We start from the raw sequence: 22,951 nt of genomic DNA on the forward strand, positions 1-22,951 counted from the left end.
CGAAAAGATGTACCCGCTGAAGCTGTGTCTGACCTGTGTATCAGAAGGCGTCTTCGGAGACACGCATGATGTCGTCGTCGATCGATTCGAGGACGACCCGCAAGGAGGTCAGCCTGGGCAGCACGTTCTTCGCGAAGAACGTCGCGGTCGCGACCTTGCCCCGGTAGAAGTGCTCGTCCTTCTGCGACGGCGAGTCGCCCAGCGCGGCGTGCGCAACCCCCGCGTGCACCAGCAGGCGCCATCCGATGAGCAGGTCACCGACCGCGAGCAGGTATCGCACCGACGCCAGCCCCACGCGGTAGATGTCGGTCGGTTGCTGCCCGGCGGACATCAGGTAGCCGGTCAGGGCGGCCGTCATCGCGGTGACGTCGTCGAGCGCGGTCTGCACCGCCTGCGCCTGGGGCTTGAGCGCCTCGTCGCAGGTGTCGATGGTCCGGCTGATCTGGCCCGTCAGGAACTGTAGGGCGGCGCCGCGGTCGCGAACGATCTTGCGGAAGAAGAAGTCCAGCGCCTGGATGGCGGTGGTGCCCTCGTAGAGCGAGTCGATCTTGGAGTCGCGGATGTACTGCTCGAGCGGATAGTCCATCAGGAACCCCGAGCCGCCCAGCGTCTGCAGCGACTCGGTCAGCACCTCGTAGGCCCGTTCGGAGCTCACCCCCTTGACGACGGGCAGCAGCAGGTCGTCGATGCGGTGCGCCATGTCGTGATCAGCACCCGAAACATGCTGCGCCACAGCGTCGTCCTGATGGGCGGCGGCGTACATATAGAGCGCGCGCAGGCCCTCGGCGTAAGCCTTCTGCGTCATCAGACTGCGGCGCACGTCGGGGTGGTGCATGATCGTGACGCGCGGCGCGGTCTTGTCCGCCATCTGGGTCATGTCCGCGCCCTGCACCCGCTCCTTGGCGAACGCCAGGGCGTTCAGGTAGCCGGTGGACAGGGTGCCCGCGGCCTTGACGCCGATCGTCATGCGGGCGTGCTCGATCACGGTGAACATCTGCGCGATCCCGTTGTGCACCCCGCCGACCAGGTACCCGACCGCGGGGACATCCGTTGCGCCGAAGGTCAATTCGCACGTGGGGGAGGACTTGATGCCCATCTTGTGCTCCACGCCGGTGACGAAAACACCGTTGCGCGAACCGAGTTCGAACGTCTCGGGGTCGAAGAGATAGTTGGGCACGTAGAACAGGCTGAGCCCCTTGGTGCCGGGGCCGGCGCCCTCGGGCCGCGCCAGCACCAGGTGGAAGATGTTCTCGGCGGTGTCGCCCACGTCGCCGCCGGAGATGAAGCGCTTGACGCCCTCGATGTGCCAAGTCCCGTCGGGTTGTTCGACGGCTTTGGCGCGGCCCGCGCCGACGTCGGAGCCCGCATCGGGTTCGGTGAGTACCATGGTGGCCGCCCAGCCTCGCTCGACGCCCTCGGCCGCCCAGCGCCGCTGCTCTTCGTTGCCTTCGGCATACAGGGCCTGGGCCATCAAAGGGCCGAGGCAGAAGAAGTTCGCCGACGGGTTGGCGCAGATGATCATCTCGTTGACACCCCACGCCAGCGGCGGGGGCGCCGCCATGCCGCCGATCTCCTCGTCCAGCATCAGCCGCCACCAGCCGGCTTCCTGGATCGCCCGCACCGTCTTGGCCAGTTCGTCGGGCACGCTGATGGTGTGGGTGGCCGGGTCGAACGCCGGCGGGTTGCGGTCGGCGAAAGCGAAGGTCTCGGCGACGGGTCCTTCGGCGAGGCGGGCGGCCTCCGCCAGGATTGTGCGCGCCGTGTCCTCGTCGAGGTCGCCGTAGTGCCCGCCGCCGAGAACGGTGCCGATCTCGAGTACCTCGAACAGGTTGAACTCGAGGTCACGGACGTTGGCGATGTAGTGACCCAATGTGATTCCCTCAGTCGGCGGATCGTCCCGCCTAGTGTGTCGGACGCGGGAAAGCGTACGCAACCGTAACCTCGGGAGTCGGTTCGTCGGGGCGGACCGCTAGACGAGGCCCTCGGCGATCAGGCTCCGCGCAGTGTCCAGCAGCGTCGTGGCCACCGGCCGCGCCGTCCAGCTGAGCAATCGCCGTGCCTTGTCCGAGCTGACCGACTGGTGGGTATCCAGACGCGGGACGATGTCCTTCATCAGCCCGCTGAACAGCGCGCCGGCCCGGACGACGGCGTTCGGCAGCGTGCGGCGCGGCACCTTCGCGGCCCCGTTGCCCAGGTTCTCCCGCAAGATCGCGGCAACGTCTGTGAGCCACAAGAATTCGCCGGATCCGATGAAGCGTTCACCGGCCGCTTCGGGATACGTCATCGCGCGCAGGTGCAGATCCACGATGTCGCGAACGTCGACGATGTCCCAGCCGACGCGTGGCAGGGCCGGGAACTTGCCGCGCAGCATCATCGCGACCATGTCGACCGAGCCCGAATAATCGGCGCCCAGGACGGGACCCTGCAGGAAACAGGGCAACACGCTGGTCAGCTCCAGGTCGCCGGTCGACGCGACGAAAGACCAAGCCTCCTGTTCGGCAACGGTTTTGGCGCGGGCATAGATATCCGCGCGGGAGGAGGTGGCGACATTGCTCCACACGGTCTCGTCGGCGACGCGGCCAGCCGCCTGGTCCGGCAGGGCGGCCATTGCCGAGGATGTCAGGACGACGCGCCGCACACCGGCTTCCCGTGCGGCCCGCAGCACGCGCCGGGTGCCCTCCACCGCGGGAGCCACGATGTCGCTGCCGCGGTATTCCCCGACCGGCATGGGTGACGCGGCGTGCACCACGAAGTCGGTCCCGTCGGCCGCCCGCTTCCAGCCGCCGTCGTCGAGCAGGTTCGCCTGCACGAACGACAGCCGGTCGGTGTCGCCGGTGCGGCGCGCGATCATCGACCGCACGGCGACCTCGCGCGCCGGGTCGCGGATTGTCGTGCGCACGCGGTAACCGCGCTCCAGCAACTCGACGATGGTCCAGCTGCCGAGATAGCCCGAACCGCCGGTGACGAGCACGGTCTGTCGATAAGGGGGAAAGTCAGTCATGGAGCCGACGCTAAGCCTTGACGTTAGCGTCAATGTCAAGGTCTGATGGGGCGATGCGGATCGGAGAATTGAGCGCGGCGACAGGCGTGAGCGCGCGCGCCCTGCGGTACTACGAAAGCCAGGGCCTGCTGCACAGTGAGCGGCGAGCCAACGGCTACCGCGAGTACGGTCCGGACGCCGCGCGCGTCGTCGCGTTCATCCAGGACCTGTACCGGGCCGGGCTGCCCTCGACGGTGATCCGCGACGTGCTCCCCTGCACCCAGGAGCCGGGTCCCGAGGTGGCCTGCTCGGCGCTGCGGGACCGCATCCGGCGGGTCCGCGACGCGCTGGCCGCGCAGGAGCTACGCATCGCCGAACGGCGCGCGACACTGGAGGCTTACCTCGAGGGCGCCGACGACCCGCGCGGCTGGGGCCGGGAACATCGGGCCAGGTCTGAGCGTTAGCGCCGGTGTGACAACTCTTGATCTCACCGCTGAGAAGTTCAACGACACCATCGAGGGCAACGACATCGTGCTGGTCGACTTCTGGGCGTCCTGGTGCGGGCCGTGCCGCCAGTTCGGGCCGACGTTCCAGGCGTCGTCGGAGAAGCACCCCGACATCGTCCACGCCAAGGTCGACACCGAGGCCGAGCAACAGCTCGCGGCCGCCGCTCAGATCCGTTCGATCCCCACGCTGATGGCCTTCAAGAAGGGCAAGCTGCTGTTCAACCAGGCCGGGGCCCTGCCGCCCTCGGCGCTGGAGGACCTCGTGCAGCAAATCCGGGCGTTCGACGTCGACGCGGTCCAGGAAGGGCAAGCCGAACAGGCCTGAGGCGCGGCTGCACGCTACCGTTCTCGGGTGAGCCTGGTACTGGTGGAGCACCCGCGGCCCGGGGTGGCGTTGATAACCCTCAATCGGCCCGAGCGGATGAATTCCATGGCGTTCGACGTCATGATCCCGCTCAAGGAGGCCCTCGAGAAGGTGACATACGACAACGCGGTCCGGGTGGTCGTGCTGACCGGGGCCGGCCGGGGCTTCTCCTCGGGCGCCGACCACAAGTCGGCCGGGAGCGTGCCGCACGTCGACGGGCTGACCCGGCCCACGTATGCGCTGCGCTCGATGGAGCTGCTGGACGACGTCATCCTGGCGCTGCGGCGGCTGCACCAGCCGGTGATCGCGGCGATCAACGGTCCGGCCATCGGAGGCGGGCTGTGCCTCGCCCTGGCCTGCGACATCCGGGTCGCCTCGACCAGCGCCTACTTCCGCGCGGCGGGCATCAACAACGGGTTGACGGCCAGCGAGCTGGGCCTCTCCTACCTGCTGCCGAGGGCGATCGGGTCGTCGCGCGCGTTCGAGATCATGCTGACCGGCCGTGACATCAGCGCCGAGGAGGCCGAGCGCATCGGCCTGGTGTCGAACCAGGTGCCCGAAGGCCAGCTCCTGGACACCTGTTATGCGATCGCCGCCCGGATCGCGGCGTTCTCCCGCCCCGGCATCGAGTTGACCAAACGCACACTGTGGAGTGGACTGGACGCCGGTAGCCTGGAGGGGCACATGCAAGCCGAGGGCTTGGGACAGCTTTTCGTCCGCTTGCTTACCGCCAATTTCGAAGAAGCGGTCGCCGCGCGCGCAGAGCGCCGACCTGCGGTGTTCACCGACGACAAATGACATGCCAAGGGAGCAGATGTGATCACGGCCACGGACCTTGAGGTCCGCGCGGGCGCGCGCATCCTGCTCTCGCCGGACGGCCCGGACTTGCGCGTGCAGCCCGGCGACCGCATCGGGCTGGTCGGCCGCAACGGTGCCGGCAAGACCACCACCCTGCGCATTCTGGCCGGGGAAAGCGAACCGTACGCCGGATCGGTCAGCCGGGGCGGTGAAATCGGTTACCTGCCACAGGATCCCAAAGAGGGCGACCTCGACGTGCTGGCCCGCGACCGCGTGCTGTCGGCCCGCGGGCTCGACGTCCTGCTCACCGACCTGGAAAAGCAGCAGGCGCTGATGGCCGAGGTGGCCGACGACGACGCGCGCGACCGGGCGATCCGCCGCTACGGGCAGCTGGAGGAGCGGTTCGTCGCCCTGGGCGGCTATAGCGCCGAGAGCGAGGCCAGCCGCATCTGCGCCAGCCTCGGGCTCCCCGAACGGGTGCTGACGCAGAAGCTGCGCACGCTGTCCGGCGGCCAGCGCCGGCGCGTGGAGCTCGCGCGCATCTTGTTCGCCGCGTCGGACACCGGCGCCGGGTCGTCCACGACCCTGCTGCTCGACGAGCCCACCAACCACCTCGACGCGGACTCGATCGGCTGGCTGCGCGACTTCCTGCGCGGTCACAACGGCGGGCTGGTGATCATCAGCCACAACGTCGAACTGCTTGCCGACGTGGTCAACCGGGTGTGGTTCCTCGACGCCGTCCGCGGCGAGGTCGACGTCTACAACATGGACTGGCGGAAGTACCTGGACGCCCGGGCCACCGACGAGCAGCGCCGCCGCCGGGAGCGTTCCAACGCCGAGCGCAAGGCCGCCGCGCTGCGCACCCAGGCGGCCAAACTCGGCGCCAAGGCGACCAAAGCCGTTGCGGCGCAGAACATGTTACGTCGGGCCGATCGGATGATGGCCTCGCTCGACGAAGAACGGGTGGCCGACAAGGTCGCCCGGATCAGGTTCCCCACCCCGGCCGCGTGCGGGCGCACGCCGCTGACGGCCTCCGGGCTGAGCAAGGCGTACGGGTCGCTCGAGGTGTTCGCCGGCGTCGATCTGGCGATCGACCGGGGCTCGCGGGTGGTGGTGCTGGGCCTCAACGGCGCGGGCAAGACCACGCTGCTGCGCGTCCTGGCGGGTGTCGAGAAACCCGACACGGGGGCCATCGAGCCCGGACACGGTTTGCGGATCGGCTATTTCGCACAGGAGCACGACACCCTCGACAACGACGCCACGGTGTGGGAGAACATCCGGCACGCGGCGCCCGACACCGGCGAGCAGGAGTTGCGCGGCCTGCTCGGCGCGTTCATGTTCAGCGGCCCGCAGCTCGAACAGCCGTCGGGAACGCTGTCCGGCGGCGAGAAGACCCGGCTCGCGCTGGCCGGCCTGGTGGCGTCCACCGCCAACGTGCTGCTGCTCGACGAGCCGACCAACAACCTCGATCCCGCGTCGCGCGAACAGGTGCTCGACGCGCTGCGCAGCTACCAGGGCGCGGTCGTGCTGGTGACCCACGACCCCGGGGCAGCCGAGGCCCTCGACCCGCAGCGGGTCGTGCTGCTGCCCGACGGGACCGAGGATCATTGGTCCGACGAGTACCGCGACCTCATCGAGCTGGCCTAGCCGGCAACGGATTCGGCCAATTCCGCCCGTTTTCGGCGGCGGGTTCTTACCCTATTTGCTTGACATCGTGTTCAAGCAGGGGTGTGGCGTAATGGAGAACTCAACGAAGACTCGTGAAGAGATGCTCGACGAGTTGCGCAACGCCTACGAGGGCGGGGCCAGCATCCGCAACCTCGCCGCCAGCACCGGCCGGTCCTACGGCGCGATTCACAGCATGCTGCGGGAGTCGGGAACCACGATGCGCGGCCGCGGCGGCCCTAATCACACGTCGCGGCATCGGTAGATCCACGCGAGCGCAGCGTCACTGCGAAATCATGTCCCCTTGTTCGTAGTGGCGCTGCGATCGCCGCCGGAGTCGTTGCGGCGCACCGAGGTCTCCACCAGATCCAGGACGGCGGACAGCCGCTGCGGATCTTCCCCCGATGCCAGCCGGGCGACCAGGCCGTCGAGAACCAGTTCCAGGTAGCACTGCAGCACGTCGCCTGGGACGTCGTCGCGCACCCGTTGCGCTTCCTTTTGCCGGCGCAGCCGGGCGGTGGTCGCGGCCGCCAGTTCCGCCGAGCGCTCCGCCCAGCCGCGGCTGAACGCCGGGTCGTTGCGCAGCTTGCGTGCGATCTCCAACCGGGTGGCCAGCCAGTCGAACTGGTCGGGCGCGGCGAGCATGTCGCGCATCACCTGGATGAGGCCCTCGCGGGACGCGACGTCGGCCATCCGCTCGGCGTCCTCGTGCGCCAGCGCGAAGAACAGCGCGTCCTTGTCGCGGAAGTGGTGGAAGATCGCCCCGCGCGACAACCCGATCGCCTGTTCCAGCCGCCGTACCGTCGCCCTGTCGTAACCGTATTCGGCAAAGCAACGGCGCGCGCCGTCCAGGATCTGGCGGCGGCGGGCCGCCAGATGATCCTGGCTGACTTTGGGCACAGGCGCTGACGACTACGACTTGAGCATGTTGCGCAACACGTACTGCAGAATGCCGCCGTTGCGGTAGTAGTCGGCCTCCCCGGGGGTGTCGATACGCACCACCGCGTCGAACTCGATCGGGTTGCTCCCGTCCTTGCTGGCCTTGACGTGCACCGTCTTCGGCGTTTTGCCGTCGTTGAGGGCCTCGATGCCGGTGATGTTGAACACCTCGGTGCCGTCGAGCCCCAATTCCGTGGCGGTCTTGCCCTCCGGGAACTGCAGCGGGATGACGCCCATGCCGATCAGGTTGGAGCGGTGGATGCGCTCGAACGACTCGGCGATCACCGCGCGCACGCCCAGCAACCGGGTGCCCTTGGCGGCCCAGTCCCGGGACGAGCCGGACCCATACTCCTTGCCGCCCAGCACCACCAGCGGGATGTTCTGCGCCGCATAGTTTTGCGCGGCGTCGTAGATGAACGCCTGGGGGGCACCGTCCTGGGTGAAGTCGCGGGTGTAGCCGCCGGAGACGTCGTCGAGCAGCTGGTTGCGCAGCCGGATGTTGGCGAACGTGCCGCGGATCATCACCTCGTGGTTGCCGCGCCGGGAGCCGAAGGAGTTGTAATCCTTGCGCGCGACGCCGTGCTCGTCGAGGTACTGGGCGGCCGGGGTGCCCGGCTTGATGCTGCTGGCGGGGGAGATGTGGTCCGTGGTCACCGAGTCACCCAGCAGCGCGAGCACCCGGGCGCCGCTGATGTCCTTGACCGGCTCGGGTTCGGCCGACATGCCCTCGAAGTACGGGGGCTTGCGCACGTAGGTCGAATCCTCGTTCCACTCAAAGGTGTTGCCGCTCGGGGTGGGCAGGTTGCGCCACCGTTCGTCGCCCTTGAACACGTCGGCGTAGTTCTTGGTGAACATCTCCTGGCTGATCGCCGCGGCGATGGTGTCGGACACGTCCTTCTGCGACGGCCAGATGTCCTTCAGGAACACGTCGTTGCCGTCCTTGTCCTGACCGAGCGGCTGGGAGTCGAAGTCGAAGTCCATCGTCCCGGCCAGCGCGTAGGCGACCACCAGCGGCGGGGACGCCAGGTAGTTCATCTTGACGTCCGGGTTGATGCGGCCCTCGAAGTTCCGGTTGCCGGACAGCACCGCCGCAACCGAGAGGTCGTTGTCGTTGATCGCCTTCGAGATGTCCTCGGGCAGCGGGCCCGAGTTGCCGATGCACGTGGTGCAGCCGTAGCCGACCAGGTAGAAGCCCAGCTTCTCCAGGTACGGCCAGAGCCCGGCCTTCTCGTAGTAGTCGTTGACGACCTGGGAGCCGGGGGCCATCGTGGTCTTCACCCACGGCTTGGACGTCAGGCCCTTCTCGACGGCGTTGCGGGCGAGCAGCGCCGCGCCCAGCATCACTTCGGGGTTGGAGGTGTTGGTGCACGAGGTGACCGCGGCGATCACCACCGCGCCGTGGTCGAGCACGAATTCGCCGCGCTCGTCGGACTTCACCGTCACCGGGTTGCTCACCCGGCCCTCGGCGTGCGCGGCCGCGGAGTGCACGGGAGTTCCGCCGGGCGCATCGTCGGCGTGGCCGTTCTCCAGTGCCCCCGGGTCGCTGGCGGGGAAGGACTCGTCGACCGCCTCGTCGAGCTTCGTGTAGCCCGTCTTCTCGGGGGCGTCGCCGACGTAACCCGGAATCTGCTCGCGGAAGGTGGCTTTCGCGTCGGACAACGCGATCCGGTCCTGCGGGCGCTTGGGGCCGGCGATCGACGGCACGACGTCGGAAAGGTTGAGCTCGAGGTACTCGGAGAAGGCCGGCTCGTGCTCGGGGTTGTGCCACATGCCCTGCTCTTTGGCATAGGCCTCGACCAGCGCCAGCTGCTCCTCGGAGCGGCCGGTGAACCGCAGGTAGGAGATGGTCTCCTCGTCGACCGGGAAAATGGCCGCGGTGGAACCGAATTCGGGGCTCATGTTGCCCAGTGTGGCCCGGTTGGCCAGCGGCACCTCGGCCACGCCCTCGCCGTAGAACTCGACGAACTTGCCGACCACGCCGTGCTTGCGCAGCATCTCGGTGACGGTCAGCACGACGTCGGTCGCCGTGACGCCGGCCTGGATCTCGCCGGTCAGCTTGAACCCGACGACCCGCGGGATCAGCATCGACACCGGCTGGCCCAGCATGGCGGCCTCGGCCTCGATGCCGCCGACGCCCCAGCCCAGGACGCCGAGGCCGTTGACCATCGTGGTGTGCGAGTCGGTGCCCACACACGTGTCCGGGTACGCGACCCCGTCGCGCTCCATCACGACGCTCGCCAGGTACTCGATGTTGACCTGGTGCACGATGCCGGTGCCCGGCGGCACCACCTTGAAGTCGCGGAATGCACCCTGGCCCCAGCGCAGGAACTGGTAACGCTCGCCGTTGCGCTGGTACTCGATCTCGACGTTGCGCTCGAACGCGTCGGCGGTGCCGAACAGGTCAGCGATCACGGAGTGGTCGATCACCAGGTCCGCCGGCGCCAGCGGGTTGACCTTCTCCGCCTTGCCGCCCAGGTCGCCGATCGCCTCGCGCATGGTGGCCAGGTCGACGATGCACGGCACCCCGGTGAAGTCCTGCATAACGACGCGGGCGGGGGTGTACTGGATCTCAATGCTGGGTTCCGCCTTCGGATCCCAGTTGGCGATCGCCTCGATGTGGTCTTTGGTGATGTTGGCGCCGTCCTCGTTGCGCAGCAGGTTCTCGGCGAGGACTTTGAGGCTGTAGGGCAGTTTCTCGGTATTGGGGACGGCGTCCAGGCGGTAGATCTGGTAACTGTTGTCGCCGACCTTGAGGGTGTCGCGCGCTCCGAACGAGTTCACCGAGTCCTTGCTAGTCACATCAGCTCCCTGAATTAAGTTCTTTCGCCGACGGGCCGTGTCGGCGGCGGTGCCACTTTAACAGTACGCTTGTCCTGCATTCGGGCGGGGCACTCGTATCGTCCAGTCTTGTCGCGTTCCACGGCGGTTTAAACCCCCCGGGGTGGACTCGCTTGGGACTTGCGCAGGGGCACGCTCTCGAGGCATAAACGTCGCACACCCGCGTCGGCGTGTCGTGTGCGACGGTTATGTGTCGTGAGGGCAAGGGCAAGGGCGGCGGCGCGGGTCCACGGTGCCACGACCGACGGGCGGGCGATCGCGAGCCCGCCTCGCGTACGGTGCCTGTAGCACTAGTCAGGGAGGCGAAATGACCGGGCACGACTCCTTCGTCCTGCCGCTCTACATCCCACAGGACGTCGACATGGCCGCCATCAAGGCGCAGGTCGCCGCCGAGGGCGTCAGCGCGCCGGCCGCGGTCGTGCCCGGCCTGCTCGACGTCGTGAATCAGGCGCACGCCCACGGCATCCACCTCAAGATCGTGCTGCTCGACCACAACCCCCCGAATGACACCCCGCTGCGCGACATCTCCACGGTCGTCGGGGCGGACTACCGCGACGCCACGGTCCTGACCCTCAGCCCGAGTTACGTCGGCACGTACAGCACCCAGTTCCCCCGCGTCACGCTCGAGGCGGGCGAGGACATCGCCAAGACCGGCAATCCCGTCGTCTCGGCGCAGCACTTCGTCAACGAGCTGGAAACGCCGGAATTCCCCTGGACCGGCCTCACCATTTTCCTGCTCGTCGCCGTGCTCGCGTCGGCCGTCGGCGCCCGGTTGCTGCAGCTGTGCGCCAAGCGTTCAGCAACGCCTCAGGGCCCCGGCCCGGCGGGCCTGGTGACACCGACTAACACCGCCTAAGGCCGCGTTTCGGTTCGCCTGGCCGCCCCGAGTCGGTCGGGCGGCAAACATCGCAGGTCACCATTCGGTCACAGTAAACGCACGTCCTGAGCGCAGTTTGTTTTGAGCGCTTGCATGGCGTCTCTTGTGACGTACGGTGCAAATGATGCTGGTGTTGTCTTGGGCGCCGTGGCCAGAAGCGTGGCCGGCGCCGCCGTCCGCGTTGAGCCGTAGGGAGACCTGAGTCGAATGAGACGCGCACGCTTGGGGTCTTCCGCGCGACCGGCCGCGAGGCTGGTTCGGCCGGTCGTGCCGTCGATCGTGAGTGCGGCCCTGTTGTTCTGCACGCCGGGTCTGGCGGACGCCGACCCGAATGTCGACGGCATGGCCGCGCTGATCGCCGACGTCGCCAAGGCCAATCAGCGCCTGGAGGACCTGAGCGCAGAAATTCAGTCCGAGCAGGAGAGCGTCAACAAGGCGCTGGTGGACGTCGAAACCGCGCGCGACAACGTGGCCGCCGCCCAACACGACCTGGACGACAGCCAAGGGGCCGTCAAAGATGCCAACGCGGCGATCGCCGCGGCGCAACAGCGCTTTGACACCTTCGCCGCCGCCACCTACATGAACGGGCCGTCGGGGAGCTACCTCACCGCGCGCAGTCCAGAGGACATCCTCGCCACCGAATCCGCCTCCCGGGCGCTGACGTCCAGCTCGCAAGAGGTGATGGCCAAGCTGCAGCGCGCCCGCACCGAGCAGGTGAACAGGGAATCGGCGGCGCGGTTGGCCAAGCAGAAGGCCGACAAGGCCGCGGCCGACGCCAAAGCCAGCCAGGACGCCGCCGTCGCGGCGCTGACCACTTCCAAGCAGAAGTTCGACGACCAGCGCGGGCAGATCACCCGGCTGGCGGCCCAGCGTGACGCCGCCCAGGCCAGGCTGGACGCGGCGAAGCGCGAGGCCGCCTCGCGGCAGTGGTCGGCTGGGCAGGGCGGCTCCGGCGCCCCCACGTCGGGCGACCGCTGGGACGGCGGGTCGCCCGGCGCGCTCGCGCCGCAGGGCGGCGCCCGCCGCTGGGATGGCTGGGACCCGACGCTGCCCATGGTCCCGAGCGCGAATGTCCCCGGCGACCCGATCGCGGTGATCAACCAGGTGCTGGGCATCTCGGCGACGTCCACGCAGGTGACCGCCAGCATGGGCCGCGGATTCCTGCAGCAGCTCGGCATCCTCAAGCCCGACGACACCGGCATCACCAACGCGGCCGGCGGCACCGCGGGGCGCATTCCGCGGGTGTACGGGCGTCAGGCCACCGAGTACGTGATCCGGCGCGGGATGTCGCAGATCGGCGTGCCCTACTCCTGGGGTGGTGGCAACGCGGCCGGTGCGAGCCGCGGTATCGACTCCGGCGCCGGCATCACCGGCTTCGACTGTTCGGGCCTGGTCCTGTACTCGTTCGCCGGGGTGGGCATCAAGCTGCCCCACTATTCGGGGTCGCAGTACAACCTGGGGCGCAAGATCCCGTCCTCCCAGATGCGGCGCGGCGACGTCATCTTCTACGGCCCGGGCGGCAGCCAGCACGTGACCATCTACCTCGGCGACGGCCAGATGCTCGAGGCGCCCGACATCGGCCTGAAGGTCCGCGTGGCGCCGGTGCGCACCAGCGGCATGACTCCCTACGTGGTTCGGTACATCGAGTGGTGAACGAGTGAGTAGCAAACGAGGAGCCATGCGTCACAAGCGTTTTCGCCCGATGACCTTCGCCTGGATCGCCGCCGTGGTGACCGGACTGATGCTGTCGGTGGCCGGTCCGGCCCCGGTGGCCGCGGCCGACCCCGGCGGGTGGGACCCCACCCTGCCCGCGATGATCAGCGCCGGTGCCCCCGGCGACCCGCTGGCCGTCGCCAACGCCTCGTTGCAGGCCACCGCCCAGGCCACCCAGACGACGTTCGATCTGGGCAAGCAGTTCCTCGGCGGGCTCGGCATCAACATCGGTGGCAACGACGCCCCCGCACCCGCCGCCGCCGCCAACCCGGGCGGCAAGATCCCGCGGGTCTACGGCCGGCAGGCCGTCGAGTACGTGATCAAGCGGATGGGCTCCCAAATGGGGGTGCCGTACTCCTGGGGTGGCGGCTCGCTGGACGGTCCGAGCAAGGGCGTCGGCGACGGCGCCAACATCAACGGGTTCGACTGCTCGGGCCTGATGCGCTACGGCTTCGCCGGTGTCGGCGTGCTGATCCCGCGGTTCTCCGGCGACCAGTACAACGCCGGCCGGCACATTCCCCCGGACCAGGCCCGGCGCGGCGACCTCATCTTCTACGGGCCTAATGGTGGCCAGCACGTGACCATGTACCTGGGCAACGGCCAGATGCTCGAGGCGTCCAGCCTCGCGGGCCACGTCACCGTGAGCCCCGTCCGCAAGCCCGGTATGACGCCGTTCCTGACTAGGATCATCGAGTACTGATCCTGGTATGGCCTCCCGGTGTTAGCCGGGGGCCGGCGACCAGCGTCGACGGATTCCGGACCGCCTGGAATAGTTGAACGCGGGCACAGCGCTGCCCCTCGACATTGGTCGTGCCAGCAGTCGTGTCCCGTTCTAGCCGTGGAAGGTAGTAGTTCATGACAACAGCAGGTGGGCCGCCCCCGGGCGCCAGCGGTTACTCGGCCCCTGGCGGTCATCCCGGCCAGCCGGCCCACGAGGCGTCCTCGGGTGGCGGCGACAACCTGGCCGCCGAGGTGCACACGCTGGAGCGGGCGATCTTCGAGGTCAAGCGGATCATCGTCGGCCAGGACCAGCTGGTGGAGCGGATGCTCGTGGGCCTGCTGTCCAAGGGCCACGTCCTGCTCGAGGGCGTCCCCGGCGTCGCCAAGACGCTGGCGGTCGAGACGTTCGCAAAGGTCGTGGGCGGCACGTTCGCCCGCATCCAGTTCACGCCCGACCTGGTGCCCACCGACATCATCGGTACCCGCATCTACCGGCAGGGCAAGGAGGAGTTCGACACCGAGCTCGGTCCAGTGGTGGTGAACTTCCTGCTCGCCGACGAGATCAACCGCGCGCCGGCCAAGGTGCAGTCGGCGCTGCTGGAGGTCATGCAGGAACGTCAGGTGTCCATCGGTGGCAAGAGGTTCCCGCTGCCCAACCCGTTCCTGGTGATGGCTACCCAGAACCCGATCGAGCATGAGGGCGTGTACCCGCTCCCCGAGGCCCAGCGGGACCGCTTCCTGTTCAAGATCAACGTCGGCTACCCGTCCCCGGAAGAGGAGCGGGAGATCATCTACCGGATGGGTGTGCGGCCGCCGGAGCCCAAGCAGATCATGGACACCGGCGACCTGTTGCGGCTGCAGGGCATCGCGGCCAACAACTTCGTCCACCACGCGCTCGTCGACTACGTGGTGCGCGTGGTCACGGCCACCCGGCACCCCGAGCAGCTCGGCATGAACGACGTCAAGATGTGGATCTCGTTCGGTGCGTCCCCGCGCGCCTCGCTGGGCATCATCGCCGCGTCCCGGTCACTCGCGCTGGTGCGGGGCCGCGACTACGTGATCCCGCAGGACGTCGTCGACGTCATTCCCGACGTCCTTCGGCACCGCCTGGTCCTCACCTATGACGCGCTCGCCGACGAGATCTCGCCGGAGATTGTCATCAACCGGATCCTGCAGACGGTCGCCCTGCCGCAGGTCAACGCCGTTCCGCAGCAAGGTCAGTCGGTACCGCCGGTGATGCAGGCCGCCGGAGCGGCCGGCGGTCGGTGACCGACCCCAACCCGGCGGTGCGCCACCCACCGTCGATGCAGCGCGGCCAGATCGACGACCCGAAGCTGTCGGCGGCGCTGCGCAACCTCGAGCTGGCCGTCCGCCGCAAGCTGGACGGCGTCCTGCACGGGGATCACCTGGGCCTGATCCCGGGACCCGGCTCGGAGCCGGGGGAGTCGCGCGAGTACCAGCCCGGCGACGACGTCCGGCGCATGGACTGGGCCGTCACCGCCCGCACCACGCACCCACACGTGCGACAGATGATCGCCGACCGCGAGCTGGAGACGTGGATGGTCGTCGACATGTCGGCCAGCCTGGACTTCGGCACCGTCGGTTGCGAGAAGCGCGACCTTGCCGTCGCGGCCGCCGCGGCGATCACCTACCTCAACAGCGGCGGCGGCAACCGGTTCGGCGCCGTGATCGCCAACGGCGCGACCATCACCCGGGTGCCGGCGCGGTCGGGGCGGCAGCACGAGCAGACGCTGCTGCGCACCATCGCCACGACGCCCCGGGCGCCGGTGGGGGTGCGCGGTGATCTGGCGCTGGCCATCGACGCGCTGCGCCGGCCCGAACGTCGCCGGGGGATGGCGGTGATCATCAGCGACTTCCTGGGGCCGATCAACTGGATGCGCCCGCTGCGCGCGGTCGCGGCCCGGCACGAGGTGCTGGCCATCGAGGTGCTCGATCCGCGTGACGTCGAGCTGCCCGACGTGGGCGACGTGGTGCTGCAGGACGCGGAATCGGGCGTCACGCGCGAGTTCACCATCGACGCCCAGCTGCGCGACGATTTTGCCAAGGCCGCGGCCGCGCACCGCGCGGAGGTGGCCCGCACAATCCGCAGCTGCGGGGCCCCGGTGATGACCTTGCGCACCGACCGCGACTGGATCGCCGACATCGTCCGCTTCGTCGAATCCCGGCGGCGGGGGGCTATGGCGGGACGGCAGTGACGCTGCCGTTCTTCGGCGCGATGTCGTTGTCGGGTTTCGCGCATTCGTGGTTCTTCCTCTTCTTCGTCGTCGTCGCCGGGCTGGCCGCGCTGTACGTGGTGATGCAGCTGGCGCGCCAGCGGCGGATGCTGCGCTTCGCCAACATGGAACTGCTGGAGAGCGTCGCCCCCAAACGGCCCTCCCGGTGGCGGCACATCCCGGCGATCCTGCTGGTGATCGCGCTCGTGGCATTCACCATCGCGATGGCCGGCCCCACCAACGACGTCCGGATCCCCCGCAACCGCGCGGTGGTGATGCTGGTGATCGACGTGTCGCAGTCGATGCGCGCCACCGATGTGCAGCCCAACCGGATGGCGGCCGCGCAGGAGGCCGCCAAGCAGTTCGCCGGCGAGCTGACGCCGGGCATCAACCTCGGGCTGATCGAATACGCGGGCACCGCGACCGTGCTGGTGCAGCCGACGACCAACCGCGACGCGACCAAGGCCGCGCTGGACAAGCTGCAGTTCGCCGACCGCACCGCGACCGGTGAGGGGATTTTCACGGCCCTGCAGGCCATCGCCACGGTCGGCGCGGTGATCGGCGGCGGTGACACCCCGCCGCCGGCGCGCATCGTGCTGTTCTCCGACGGCAAGGAGACGATGCCGACCAATCCGGACAACCCCAAGGGGGCGTTCACCGCCGCCCGCACCGCCAAGGACCAGGGTGTGCCAATCTCGACGATCTCGTTCGGTACCCCGTACGGGTTCGTCGAGATCAACGACCAGCGCCAGCCGGTGCCCGTCGACGACTCCACGATGAAAAAGGTCGCCGAGCTCTCCGGGGGGACCTGGTACAACGCGGCGAGCCTGGCCGAGCTGAAGGCCGTCTACGCGACCCTGCAGCAGCAGATCGGCTACGAGACCATCAAGGGTGACGCGAGCGTGGGTTGGGTGCGGTTGGGTGCGCTGGTGTTGGCGCTGGCGGCGCTGGCGGCGCTGCTGATCAACCGTCGCTTGCCGACCTGATCTCCGCCACCCGGAGTACGTTCGATTGATCGAACAGAACGGCGTCGACCGTGTCCTTCGAGTCTTCTTCGACGTTCGCATAGAGTCGGCCTGCGATTCGCAACGCCGTAGCAAGACGGGCTGAGACATCAGCCATGGCGACACCCGCGGCGCGGCGCACGTTCACACAGCGGCCCGCCGCAGTGTTGGATAATCCGCTGATTACGCCATGGGTCACCCAAAGGTTTGTGGCGGTTTCCTCGGCTGCCGTGGCCCCGCTACTGGAGTGGACCGCGGCTTGGTCTTGATACTGCGCAAGCTCTTTCAGGTAACGCGGGTCGACGGTCAGATCGATCATGGAGTTGTCCCTAGGCTCGGAGTTGTCTGGGTCTGAGTGCGTTGCGGTGCTCGAAGCGTGCCAAGAAAAACTCGCGGTCCGCGTATTCAACAGTGCGAGCCGTCCGATCAGAGTTTTGGGGCCGCCGTTTGGGCCGTACTGAGGGCTGCGCATGTGGTTGCGGCTCGAGTGATCGGTACGTCGAGTAGCGCACGCTGTGCGTCTCCGGTATCTACCTTCGGCTCGGCACCTTCCCCCTCGGCGGCACAGTAGACGTGCTCGGAGCCGACCTGCTCAGTCTTTGTTGTGTGCACCGCTGCTTGGCCTCGTTGAGCCCCAGGGGTCGGCGGCCATCCATACAAGCGTGCCGAACCAAGTGCGGCGGAGCGCAATTCGGCATCGCCGACCTCAATGGCCATTAACGCGTGATCTGATATCTCTGCGTTTCCTGCCGGCTCGAGATCGCACGTCGAAGTGCCGGGGGCAGCGCGACCGCCCGTCGATGTCTTTCCAGCGATGTGTGCCAACGACATGACTGTCGGTCTAGCGCTCGGGCCCGACATCATGGATATGGTGGTGGAGGTGGCCGGATTGGGGGGAATGCTCTTCTCTGGAGTTTCGGGGATCTCACCCGCGGCGAATGCTGCCAGAGCCGTCGCTCGGTCGAGCACATCGCTGTAGTCGTTGGTCACCGCCTCGATCAACGCTGATTTGTCGTGCGACGATCTGACTACGGCGTGTTCGGACTGGCAGACCGTTAGCAGTAACGTCGTGACAGTCGCTATTTGGAATGCCACCGACCAGTTGGGTCCGATAACCGGCCACGCCCACATGAGTAGCGCTATGCCCTCAGCGATGAAAAGAGACATCACCGCCAGCGCAATAACTTCGTGCGCCTTCTGGACCGCTTCGCCGTGTTCCTGCAGGCACGTTTGCATTTTTGTATCTAGCATCTGCATTTTTGCGGCGAGGTCTTGAAGTTCTTTGTTCAGGGTGGCGTAGCGCCTTGCTGCATCACCATCCCATTTCGACACATCCGATTGGCCGAGTTCTAGGTTGAGATATGTGTTTTCAAAATCCTTATGACCTGTGTCAAAATCAAGTCCGTCGTCGGGCACCCAAAAACCGTTAAGTAGATCCATAAGCGAGATCAATATCATCGCGGTGTCAATAATAGTTGTCGGCGTGGGCGTGGGCCCTGGTGCCTTCAATCCGTCGGCCAGTTTGGGCAGTTTATCCCTCAAATACCAGGTGGCTTTGCCGCCGACCGCACCCAGATTGGCTCCGAAGCTAAGCCAATCTTCTTGATAGGCAGCGGCGGTCGCGCCCTGCCCTCTTTGAACCGCGTAAACGAGATTGTGGATCCCGTTAAACCAACTGGTTCCCGGCATACCGCTATTTGTCCCTCCGCGCTCTTCGATCGTGTGCGCCATTTTTGTGCACGATTGACGAGCTTAGTGCTCAGCGGCAAAGGTCCATGCAGAAATCATTCGCCCCGGTATGCGTATCCACCGATCACGTCGCTCGCTGGCGTGCAAAAGCCGTGAAAAGACCTGTTCAGGGCTGGGAATAGTTGCCTTGGGACAAGGGCGACCCTTGCGGCGCTTGATTTAATCAGGGTGATCAATAGGCCCCGCCGGTAGCGGGCGTTGATCGATTCCACGGCAGGCGGCCTATGACCCGCGGACGCTGTTGGGGTTGCTGGTGTATGCCTATTGCGGTGGGGCGCGTCCGTCTCGTCAGATCGAGCGGTTGTGCACCACCGATGTTGCCTTCCGGGTGCAGGGAAGTGTGCCATGACCACCCACATCGCATCCGAGCGTAACCGCACCGCGAAATCGGAACCCAAAAATCGCAACGTGGTTACGCTCGCGGCCTGGCAGGGGGGAGATTTCAACCCCGCCCCATCGAGGCGATAGGTTGGCCGGGTGACTGACACGGCCACCGAGAACGCCACCGACGTCGCCGCCGACGGCGGCAGGCCCGCATTCGTCTCCCGTTCGGTCCTGGTGACGGGCGGAAACCGGGGAATCGGCCTCGCGATCGCACGGCGGCTGGCCGCCGACGGCCACCAGGTGGCCGTCACGCACCGCGGATCCGGCGCGCCCGAAGGCCTGTTCGGTGTCGAGTGCGACGTCACCGACAACGATGCCGTCGACCGGGCCTTCAAAGAGGTCGAGGAACACCAGGGCCCGGTCGAGGTGCTGGTGTCCAACGCCGGCCTGTCCGCGGATGCCTTCCTCATCCGGATGACCGAGGAGAGGTTCGAGAAGGTCATCGACGCCAACCTCACCGGGGCGTTCCGGGTGGCGCAGCGGGCGGCGCGCAGCATGCAGCGAAAGAAATTCGGCCGCATGATCTTCATCGGCTCGGTCTCCGGCAGCTGGGGCATCGGCAACCAGGCCAACTACGCGGCCTCCAAGGCCGGGGTGATCGGCATGGCCCGCTCGATCGCCCGCGAGCTGTCGAAGGTGAACGTGACGGCCAACGTGGTGGCCCCGGGGTACATCGACACCGACATGACCCGTTCGCTGGATGAGCGGATCCAGGAGGGCGCACTGCAATTCATCCCGGCGAAGCGGGTCGGCACGGCCGCCGAAGTCGCCGGGGTGGTCAGCTTCCTGGCGTCCGAGGACGCCAGTTACATCTCGGGTGCGGTCATCCCGGTCGATGGCGGCATGGGCATGGGCCACTGATCTTCACGACGGCGTAGGGCGCACGACGGCACAAGACATTAAGGACGGACATGGCAGGACTGCTCGAAGGCAAACGGATTCTGGTCACCGGGATCATCACCGACTCGTCGATCGCGTTCCACATCGCGCGGGTGGCCCAAGAGCAGGGCGCCGAACTGGTGCTCACCGGGTTCGATCGGCTGCGGCTGATCCAGCGCATCGCCGACCGGCTGCCGAACAAGGCCCCGCTGGTCGAGTTGGACGTGCAGAACGAGGAGCACCTCAAGACGCTGGCCGACCGCGTGACCGAGGTGATTGGCGCGGGCAACAAGCTTGACGGCGTGGTGCATTCGATCGGATTCATGCCGCAAAGCGGGATGGGCATCAACCCGTTCTTCGACGCGCCTTACGAGGACGTGTCCAAGGGCATCCACATCTCCGCCTACTCCTACGCCTCGCTAGCCAAGGCGCTGCTGCCGATCATGAACCCCGGCGGCGGGATCGTCGGCATGGACTTCGACCCCACCCGGGCGATGCCGGCCTACAACTGGATGACGGTGGCGAAGAGCGCGCTGGAGTCGGTCAACCGGTTCGTCGCACGCGAGGCCGGCAAATACGGCGTGCGGTCCAATCTCGTTGCGGCGGGCCCGATCCGGACGCTGGCGATGAGCGCGATCGTCGGCGGAGCCCTCGGCGAGGAGGCCGGCGCGCAGATCAGCCTGCTCGAGGAGGGCTGGGATCAGCGGGCCCCGCTCGGCTGGAACATGAAGGACGCCACGCCGGTGGCGAAGACGGTGTGCGCCCTGCTGTCCGACTGGCTGCCGGCCACCACGGGAACCGTCATCTTCGCCGACGGCGGCGCCAGCACCCAGTTGTTGTAGCCACCAATGGAATTCGACGCCGTCCTGCTGCTGTCCTTCGGCGGGCCGGAGGGCCCCGAGCAGGTGCGGCCGTTCCTGGAGAACGTGACCCGGGGCCGCAACGTGCCGCCCGAACGCCTCGACGAGGTCGCCGAGCACTACCTGCATTTCGGCGGTGTGTCCCCGATCAACGGAATCAACCGCGCCCTGGTCACCGAGCTCGAAGCCGAGCTCGAGCTGCCGGTGTACTTCGGCAACCGCAACTGGAACCCCTACGTCGAAGAGACCGTCGCGACCATGCGCGACAACGGCGTTCGCCGCGCGGCGGTGTTCACCACGTCGGCGTGGAGCGGCTACTCGAGCTGTGCGCAGTACGTGGAGGACATCGCCCGGGCGCGGCGCGCCGCCGGCCCGCGCGCCCCTGAACTGGTGAAGCTGCGGCCGTATTTCGACCACCCGCTGTTCGTCGAGATGTTCGCCGGGGCGATTACCGACGCGGCCGGCGCCGTGCCCGCCGGCGCGCGGCTGGTGTTCACCGCGCATTCGATCCCGGTGGCCGCCGACGGTCGTTGCGGCCCGAACCTCTACAGCCGCCAAGTCGCCTACGCCGCGAGCCTGGTCGCGGCGGCGGCCGGCTACGCCGACTATGACCTGGCGTGGCAGTCGCGCTCCGGTCCGCCCCAGGTGCCCTGGCTCGAGCCCGACGTGGCCGACCACCTCACGGCGCTGGCCGACGACGGCGTCCGGGCCGTCGTGGTCTGCCCCATCGGGTTCGTCGCCGACCACATCGAGGTGGTGTGGGACCTCGACAACGAATTGCGGGTGCAGGCCGAGGCGGCGGGAATTGCGCTGGCCCGGGCCACAACCCCAAACGCCGACCGCCGATTCGCCCGGTTGGCTGCGGGTTTGATCGACGAGCTGCGTTCCGGTCAAGCGCCCGAACGGGTTTCGGGCCCGGAACCGGTGGCGGGATGTCTCGCCAGCGTCAACGGCGAGCCATGTCTGCCGCCGCATTGCGTCGCGCGAGCGACCTAACAGACTAGTCCGTCCAGGCCGAGTGCAGGATCGCGGTGACCGCGGCCATCCTCGCCGACCGCACCACGGCGCTCAGCGGCCGCAGCGCGTCGCTCGCGATCCGGGCCTCCGACGACGACTGCGCGCCGATCGGTTCCATCCCCGCCACCACCGGCGCCGCGCAGCGGTCCGGCGAGTCGGCCGGCCGGTTCAGCCCCGCGCTGACCGCGATGATCGCGTCGACGTGCGCGGCGTTCTCCAGCACCCGCAACGCACGCGTCGGCGCGTGGTCGGGAATACGGTGCTGGCGAGCCGATTCCAACAGCTGCTCGATGAGGGCGCGGGGATCGTCGACGTCGGCGGCGGAAGCCAGCCCGATCTCGCCGAGCGCGTCGGCGGCCGACCGCACCGCCGAACGCAAGCTGTATTCGGCGTCGCCGAGCTCGTAGTGGTCGAACGCCGGCGCGGCGGGCAGCGAGTACACCGTCCACGCCAGCGATTCGGGGATGTCCGACTCGTCGAACTCGTCGTAGAAGAACTCGGGAACCAGGCCGACGGCGGTGGCTGGGTCGTCCGGGCTGGCGATAATCACCGCCTCACCCGAGGCCAGCGCGTCACGCGAGAACTGCGTTCCCGCGGCCAGCCCGCGCACGTCACCGGGGACCGGCATGACCACGTTGATCGACCCGCGCAATCGCCCGGGACCGTCCGCCCGCCGGCCCACCGCCGCGCGCAGCGTCTGCAGCAGCGACACGGTGCCGGCGTCGTGCACGTCGGGCCACGGCAGCCCGGTATGACCCGCGGCGACGGCATCATACGCGGTGACCGATTGCTTTGGCGCCCATATCGATAACGCGTCCAAGACGTCGTCGGGCGCGGCCTTGCCGGCGAGCCAGGCGTTGGCCCACAGGGACAGCGAGACACTAGGACACCACATGATTTCGCAGTGTAGTTGTTTGATCCGGCAAAGGCGGGGGGCGCGCGTATTCTGACCGCATGCCCGCCGCGGTCGCCTGGCTGATATTCGCGCTGGTGCTTGCCGGTGCCGAGGCGCTCACCGGCCATTTGTTCCTGGTGATGCTCGGCGGCGGCGCGTTGGCCGCCTCGGCGACGAGTTGGCTGACCGATTGGCCGGTGTGGGCCAACGGCGGGGTGTTCCTGATCGTCTCCCTCCTGCTGCTGGTCCTGGTCCGTCCCGCCCTGCGGCGGCGACTGACGCCGGCGGTTGCGCTACCGGCCGGAGTCAAGGCGCTGGAGGGCAGGAACGCGCTGGTGCTCAACCGCGTAGCCCGCGAGGAGGGCCGGGTGAAGCTCGACGGCGAGGTGTGGACGGCGCGCCCGCTGAACGAGGCTGACGTTTTCGAACCCGGCGAGTCGGTGACCGTCATGCGCATTGATGGCGCCACGGCGGTGGTCTTCCGGAGCGGTCTTTAGCGGCCGCGAGAGGCACTGCGAGAGAAAGGAAC

The 22,951-nt window shown here is 67.9% G+C and carries 22 protein-coding genes and 1 pseudogene; 16 read left to right on the plus strand and 7 right to left on the minus strand.

The window, feature by feature from the left end; genetic code table 11:
• Positions 1–40 precede the first annotated feature (40 nt).
• A complete protein-coding gene (locus SKC42_RS24615) occupies positions 41–1,870 on the minus strand; it encodes an acyl-CoA dehydrogenase (RefSeq protein WP_330966850.1) in 1,830 nt (609 codons plus the stop codon).
• Between the two features lie 99 nt (positions 1,871–1,969).
• Entirely contained in the window at positions 1,970–3,001 is a 1,032-nt protein-coding gene (locus tag SKC42_RS24620; RefSeq protein WP_330966851.1) for an NAD-dependent epimerase/dehydratase family protein, read from the minus strand.
• Positions 3,002–3,033: 32 nt separating this feature from the next.
• On the opposite strand from SKC42_RS24620, the gene SKC42_RS24625 reads away from it, so the two are divergent.
• The 5 genes and pseudogenes from SKC42_RS24625 (at position 3,034) to SKC42_RS24645 (ending at position 6,578) form a co-directional block, all read left to right on the plus strand.
• Positions 3,034–3,444: a MerR family transcriptional regulator gene (locus SKC42_RS24625; RefSeq protein WP_330966852.1), complete on the plus strand. Its 411-nt coding sequence runs from the start codon at positions 3,034–3,036 to the stop codon at positions 3,442–3,444.
• 7 nt (positions 3,445–3,451) lie between these two features.
• Positions 3,452–3,811: a thioredoxin gene (gene trxA / locus SKC42_RS24630; RefSeq protein ID WP_330966853.1), complete on the plus strand. Its 360-nt coding sequence runs from the start codon at positions 3,452–3,454 to the stop codon at positions 3,809–3,811.
• Positions 3,812–3,820: 9 nt separating this feature from the next.
• A pseudogene (locus SKC42_RS24635) lies at positions 3,821–4,648 on the plus strand (enoyl-CoA hydratase); the annotation flags it as partial.
• Between the two features lie 18 nt (positions 4,649–4,666).
• A complete protein-coding gene (locus SKC42_RS24640; RefSeq protein WP_330966854.1) occupies positions 4,667–6,295 on the plus strand; it encodes an ABC-F family ATP-binding cassette domain-containing protein in 1,629 nt (542 codons plus the stop codon).
• 91 nt (positions 6,296–6,386) lie between these two features.
• On the plus strand, positions 6,387–6,578 hold the full coding sequence (locus SKC42_RS24645; RefSeq protein ID WP_330966855.1) for a helix-turn-helix domain-containing protein: 192 nt from the start codon (positions 6,387–6,389) through the stop codon (positions 6,576–6,578).
• Between the two features lie 29 nt (positions 6,579–6,607).
• Here the strand turns inward: SKC42_RS24645 and SKC42_RS24650 are convergent, their stop codons facing one another.
• Together SKC42_RS24650 and SKC42_RS24655 are read right to left on the minus strand one after the other, a co-directional pair.
• Positions 6,608–7,213, minus strand: a complete 606-nt coding sequence (locus tag SKC42_RS24650; protein ID WP_330966856.1) for a TetR/AcrR family transcriptional regulator — start codon at positions 7,211–7,213, stop codon at positions 6,608–6,610.
• Between the two features lie 12 nt (positions 7,214–7,225).
• Positions 7,226–10,051 carry an aconitate hydratase gene (locus SKC42_RS24655; protein ID WP_330966857.1) on the minus strand — a complete coding sequence of 942 codons (2,826 nt, stop codon included), beginning with the start codon at positions 10,049–10,051 and terminating at the stop codon, positions 7,226–7,228.
• 346 nt (positions 10,052–10,397) lie between these two features.
• Between SKC42_RS24655 and SKC42_RS24660 the strand changes: the two genes are divergently transcribed.
• The 6 genes from SKC42_RS24660 to SKC42_RS24685 all read left to right on the plus strand — a co-directional run bounded on the left by SKC42_RS24660 (position 10,398) and on the right by SKC42_RS24685 (position 16,620).
• Entirely contained in the window at positions 10,398–10,946 is a 549-nt protein-coding gene (locus tag SKC42_RS24660; protein WP_330966858.1) for an Rv1476 family membrane protein, read from the plus strand.
• A 228-nt stretch (positions 10,947–11,174) separates the two neighbouring features.
• A complete protein-coding gene (gene ripA / locus SKC42_RS24665) occupies positions 11,175–12,620 on the plus strand; it encodes an NlpC/P60 family peptidoglycan endopeptidase RipA (protein ID WP_330966859.1) in 1,446 nt (481 codons plus the stop codon).
• 25 nt (positions 12,621–12,645) lie between these two features.
• Positions 12,646–13,380, plus strand: a complete 735-nt coding sequence (ripB, locus tag SKC42_RS24670; RefSeq protein WP_330966860.1) for an NlpC/P60 family peptidoglycan endopeptidase RipB — start codon at positions 12,646–12,648, stop codon at positions 13,378–13,380.
• A 155-nt stretch (positions 13,381–13,535) separates the two neighbouring features.
• On the plus strand, positions 13,536–14,669 hold the full coding sequence (gene moxR1 / locus SKC42_RS24675; RefSeq protein WP_330966861.1) for a chaperone MoxR1: 1,134 nt from the start codon (positions 13,536–13,538) through the stop codon (positions 14,667–14,669).
• Positions 14,670–14,704: 35 nt separating this feature from the next.
• Positions 14,705–15,616: a DUF58 domain-containing protein gene (locus tag SKC42_RS24680; RefSeq protein WP_442932252.1), complete on the plus strand. Its 912-nt coding sequence runs from the start codon at positions 14,705–14,707 to the stop codon at positions 15,614–15,616.
• On the plus strand, positions 15,613–16,620 hold the full coding sequence (locus tag SKC42_RS24685) for a VWA domain-containing protein (RefSeq protein WP_330966863.1): 1,008 nt from the start codon (positions 15,613–15,615) through the stop codon (positions 16,618–16,620). Before SKC42_RS24680 ends, SKC42_RS24685 begins: the two co-directional genes overlap by 4 nt.
• Here the strand turns inward: SKC42_RS24685 and SKC42_RS24690 are convergent.
• Both SKC42_RS24690 and SKC42_RS24695 read right to left on the minus strand, forming a co-directional pair.
• Positions 16,598–16,957, minus strand: a complete 360-nt coding sequence (locus SKC42_RS24690; RefSeq protein ID WP_330966864.1) for a type VII secretion target — start codon at positions 16,955–16,957, stop codon at positions 16,598–16,600. The genes SKC42_RS24685 and SKC42_RS24690 overlap by 23 nt on opposite strands.
• Before the next feature lie 107 nt (positions 16,958–17,064).
• Positions 17,065–18,369 (minus strand): EspA/EspE family type VII secretion system effector, encoded by a 1,305-nt coding sequence (locus tag SKC42_RS24695; RefSeq protein ID WP_330966865.1) that lies wholly within the window; start codon positions 18,367–18,369, stop codon positions 17,065–17,067.
• A 223-nt stretch (positions 18,370–18,592) separates the two neighbouring features.
• Between SKC42_RS24695 and SKC42_RS24700 the strand changes: the two genes are divergently transcribed.
• The 4 genes from SKC42_RS24700 (at position 18,593) to SKC42_RS24715 (ending at position 21,506) form a co-directional block, all read left to right on the plus strand.
• Positions 18,593–18,736, plus strand: a complete 144-nt coding sequence (locus SKC42_RS24700; RefSeq protein ID WP_330966885.1) for a transposase — start codon at positions 18,593–18,595, stop codon at positions 18,734–18,736.
• A 128-nt stretch (positions 18,737–18,864) separates the two neighbouring features.
• Positions 18,865–19,632 (plus strand): 3-oxoacyl-ACP reductase FabG1, encoded by a 768-nt coding sequence (gene fabG1, locus SKC42_RS24705; protein WP_330966866.1) that lies wholly within the window; start codon positions 18,865–18,867, stop codon positions 19,630–19,632.
• A 50-nt stretch (positions 19,633–19,682) separates the two neighbouring features.
• Positions 19,683–20,492, plus strand: coding sequence for an NADH-dependent enoyl-ACP reductase InhA (gene inhA, locus SKC42_RS24710; RefSeq protein ID WP_330966867.1), 810 nt, complete (start codon positions 19,683–19,685; stop codon positions 20,490–20,492).
• Between the two features lie 6 nt (positions 20,493–20,498).
• Positions 20,499–21,506 (plus strand): ferrochelatase, encoded by a 1,008-nt coding sequence (locus tag SKC42_RS24715; protein ID WP_330966868.1) that lies wholly within the window; start codon positions 20,499–20,501, stop codon positions 21,504–21,506.
• Positions 21,507–21,510: 4 nt separating this feature from the next.
• Here the strand turns inward: SKC42_RS24715 and SKC42_RS24720 are convergent, their stop codons facing one another.
• Entirely contained in the window at positions 21,511–22,422 is a 912-nt protein-coding gene (locus tag SKC42_RS24720) for a hypothetical protein (RefSeq protein WP_330966869.1), read from the minus strand.
• A gap of 59 nt (positions 22,423–22,481) precedes the next feature.
• Here SKC42_RS24720 and SKC42_RS24725 point away from each other — a divergent pair, with 59 nt between their 5' ends.
• Positions 22,482–22,919: an NfeD family protein gene (locus SKC42_RS24725; protein WP_330966870.1), complete on the plus strand. Its 438-nt coding sequence runs from the start codon at positions 22,482–22,484 to the stop codon at positions 22,917–22,919.
• Positions 22,920–22,951: the final 32 nt, after the last annotated feature.

It is taken from the genome of Mycobacterium sp. 050134 (genome assembly GCF_036409085.1).
GTDB lineage: Bacteria > Actinomycetota > Actinomycetes > Mycobacteriales > Mycobacteriaceae > Mycobacterium.

Bases quoted from the DNA above. Each gene is read 5' to 3' on its own strand.
- SKC42_RS24690 (WP_330966864.1), bottom strand. From the start codon at position 16,957: ATGATCGATCTGACCGTCGACCCGCGTTACCTGAAAGAGCTTGCGCAG.
- SKC42_RS24645 (WP_330966855.1), top strand. From the start codon at position 6,387: ATGGAGAACTCAACGAAGACTCGTGAAGAGATGCTCGACGAGTTGCGC.
- ripA (WP_330966859.1), top strand. From the start codon at position 11,175: ATGAGACGCGCACGCTTGGGGTCTTCCGCGCGACCGGCCGCGAGGCTG.
- SKC42_RS24695 (WP_330966865.1), bottom strand. From the start codon at position 18,369: ATGGCGCACACGATCGAAGAGCGCGGAGGGACAAATAGCGGTATGCCG.
- SKC42_RS24725 (WP_330966870.1), top strand. From the start codon at position 22,482: ATGCCCGCCGCGGTCGCCTGGCTGATATTCGCGCTGGTGCTTGCCGGT.
- SKC42_RS24680 (WP_442932252.1), top strand. From the start codon at position 14,705: ATGCAGCGCGGCCAGATCGACGACCCGAAGCTGTCGGCGGCGCTGCGC.
- SKC42_RS24660 (WP_330966858.1), top strand. From the start codon at position 10,398: ATGACCGGGCACGACTCCTTCGTCCTGCCGCTCTACATCCCACAGGAC.
- SKC42_RS24625 (WP_330966852.1), top strand. From the start codon at position 3,034: ATGTCAAGGTCTGATGGGGCGATGCGGATCGGAGAATTGAGCGCGGCG.
- ripB (WP_330966860.1), top strand. From the start codon at position 12,646: ATGCGTCACAAGCGTTTTCGCCCGATGACCTTCGCCTGGATCGCCGCC.
- moxR1 (WP_330966861.1), top strand. From the start codon at position 13,536: ATGACAACAGCAGGTGGGCCGCCCCCGGGCGCCAGCGGTTACTCGGCC.
- inhA (WP_330966867.1), top strand. From the start codon at position 19,683: ATGGCAGGACTGCTCGAAGGCAAACGGATTCTGGTCACCGGGATCATC.
- SKC42_RS24620 (WP_330966851.1), bottom strand. From the start codon at position 3,001: ATGACTGACTTTCCCCCTTATCGACAGACCGTGCTCGTCACCGGCGGT.
- SKC42_RS24715 (WP_330966868.1), top strand. From the start codon at position 20,499: ATGGAATTCGACGCCGTCCTGCTGCTGTCCTTCGGCGGGCCGGAGGGC.
- SKC42_RS24720 (WP_330966869.1), bottom strand. From the start codon at position 22,422: ATGTGGTGTCCTAGTGTCTCGCTGTCCCTGTGGGCCAACGCCTGGCTC.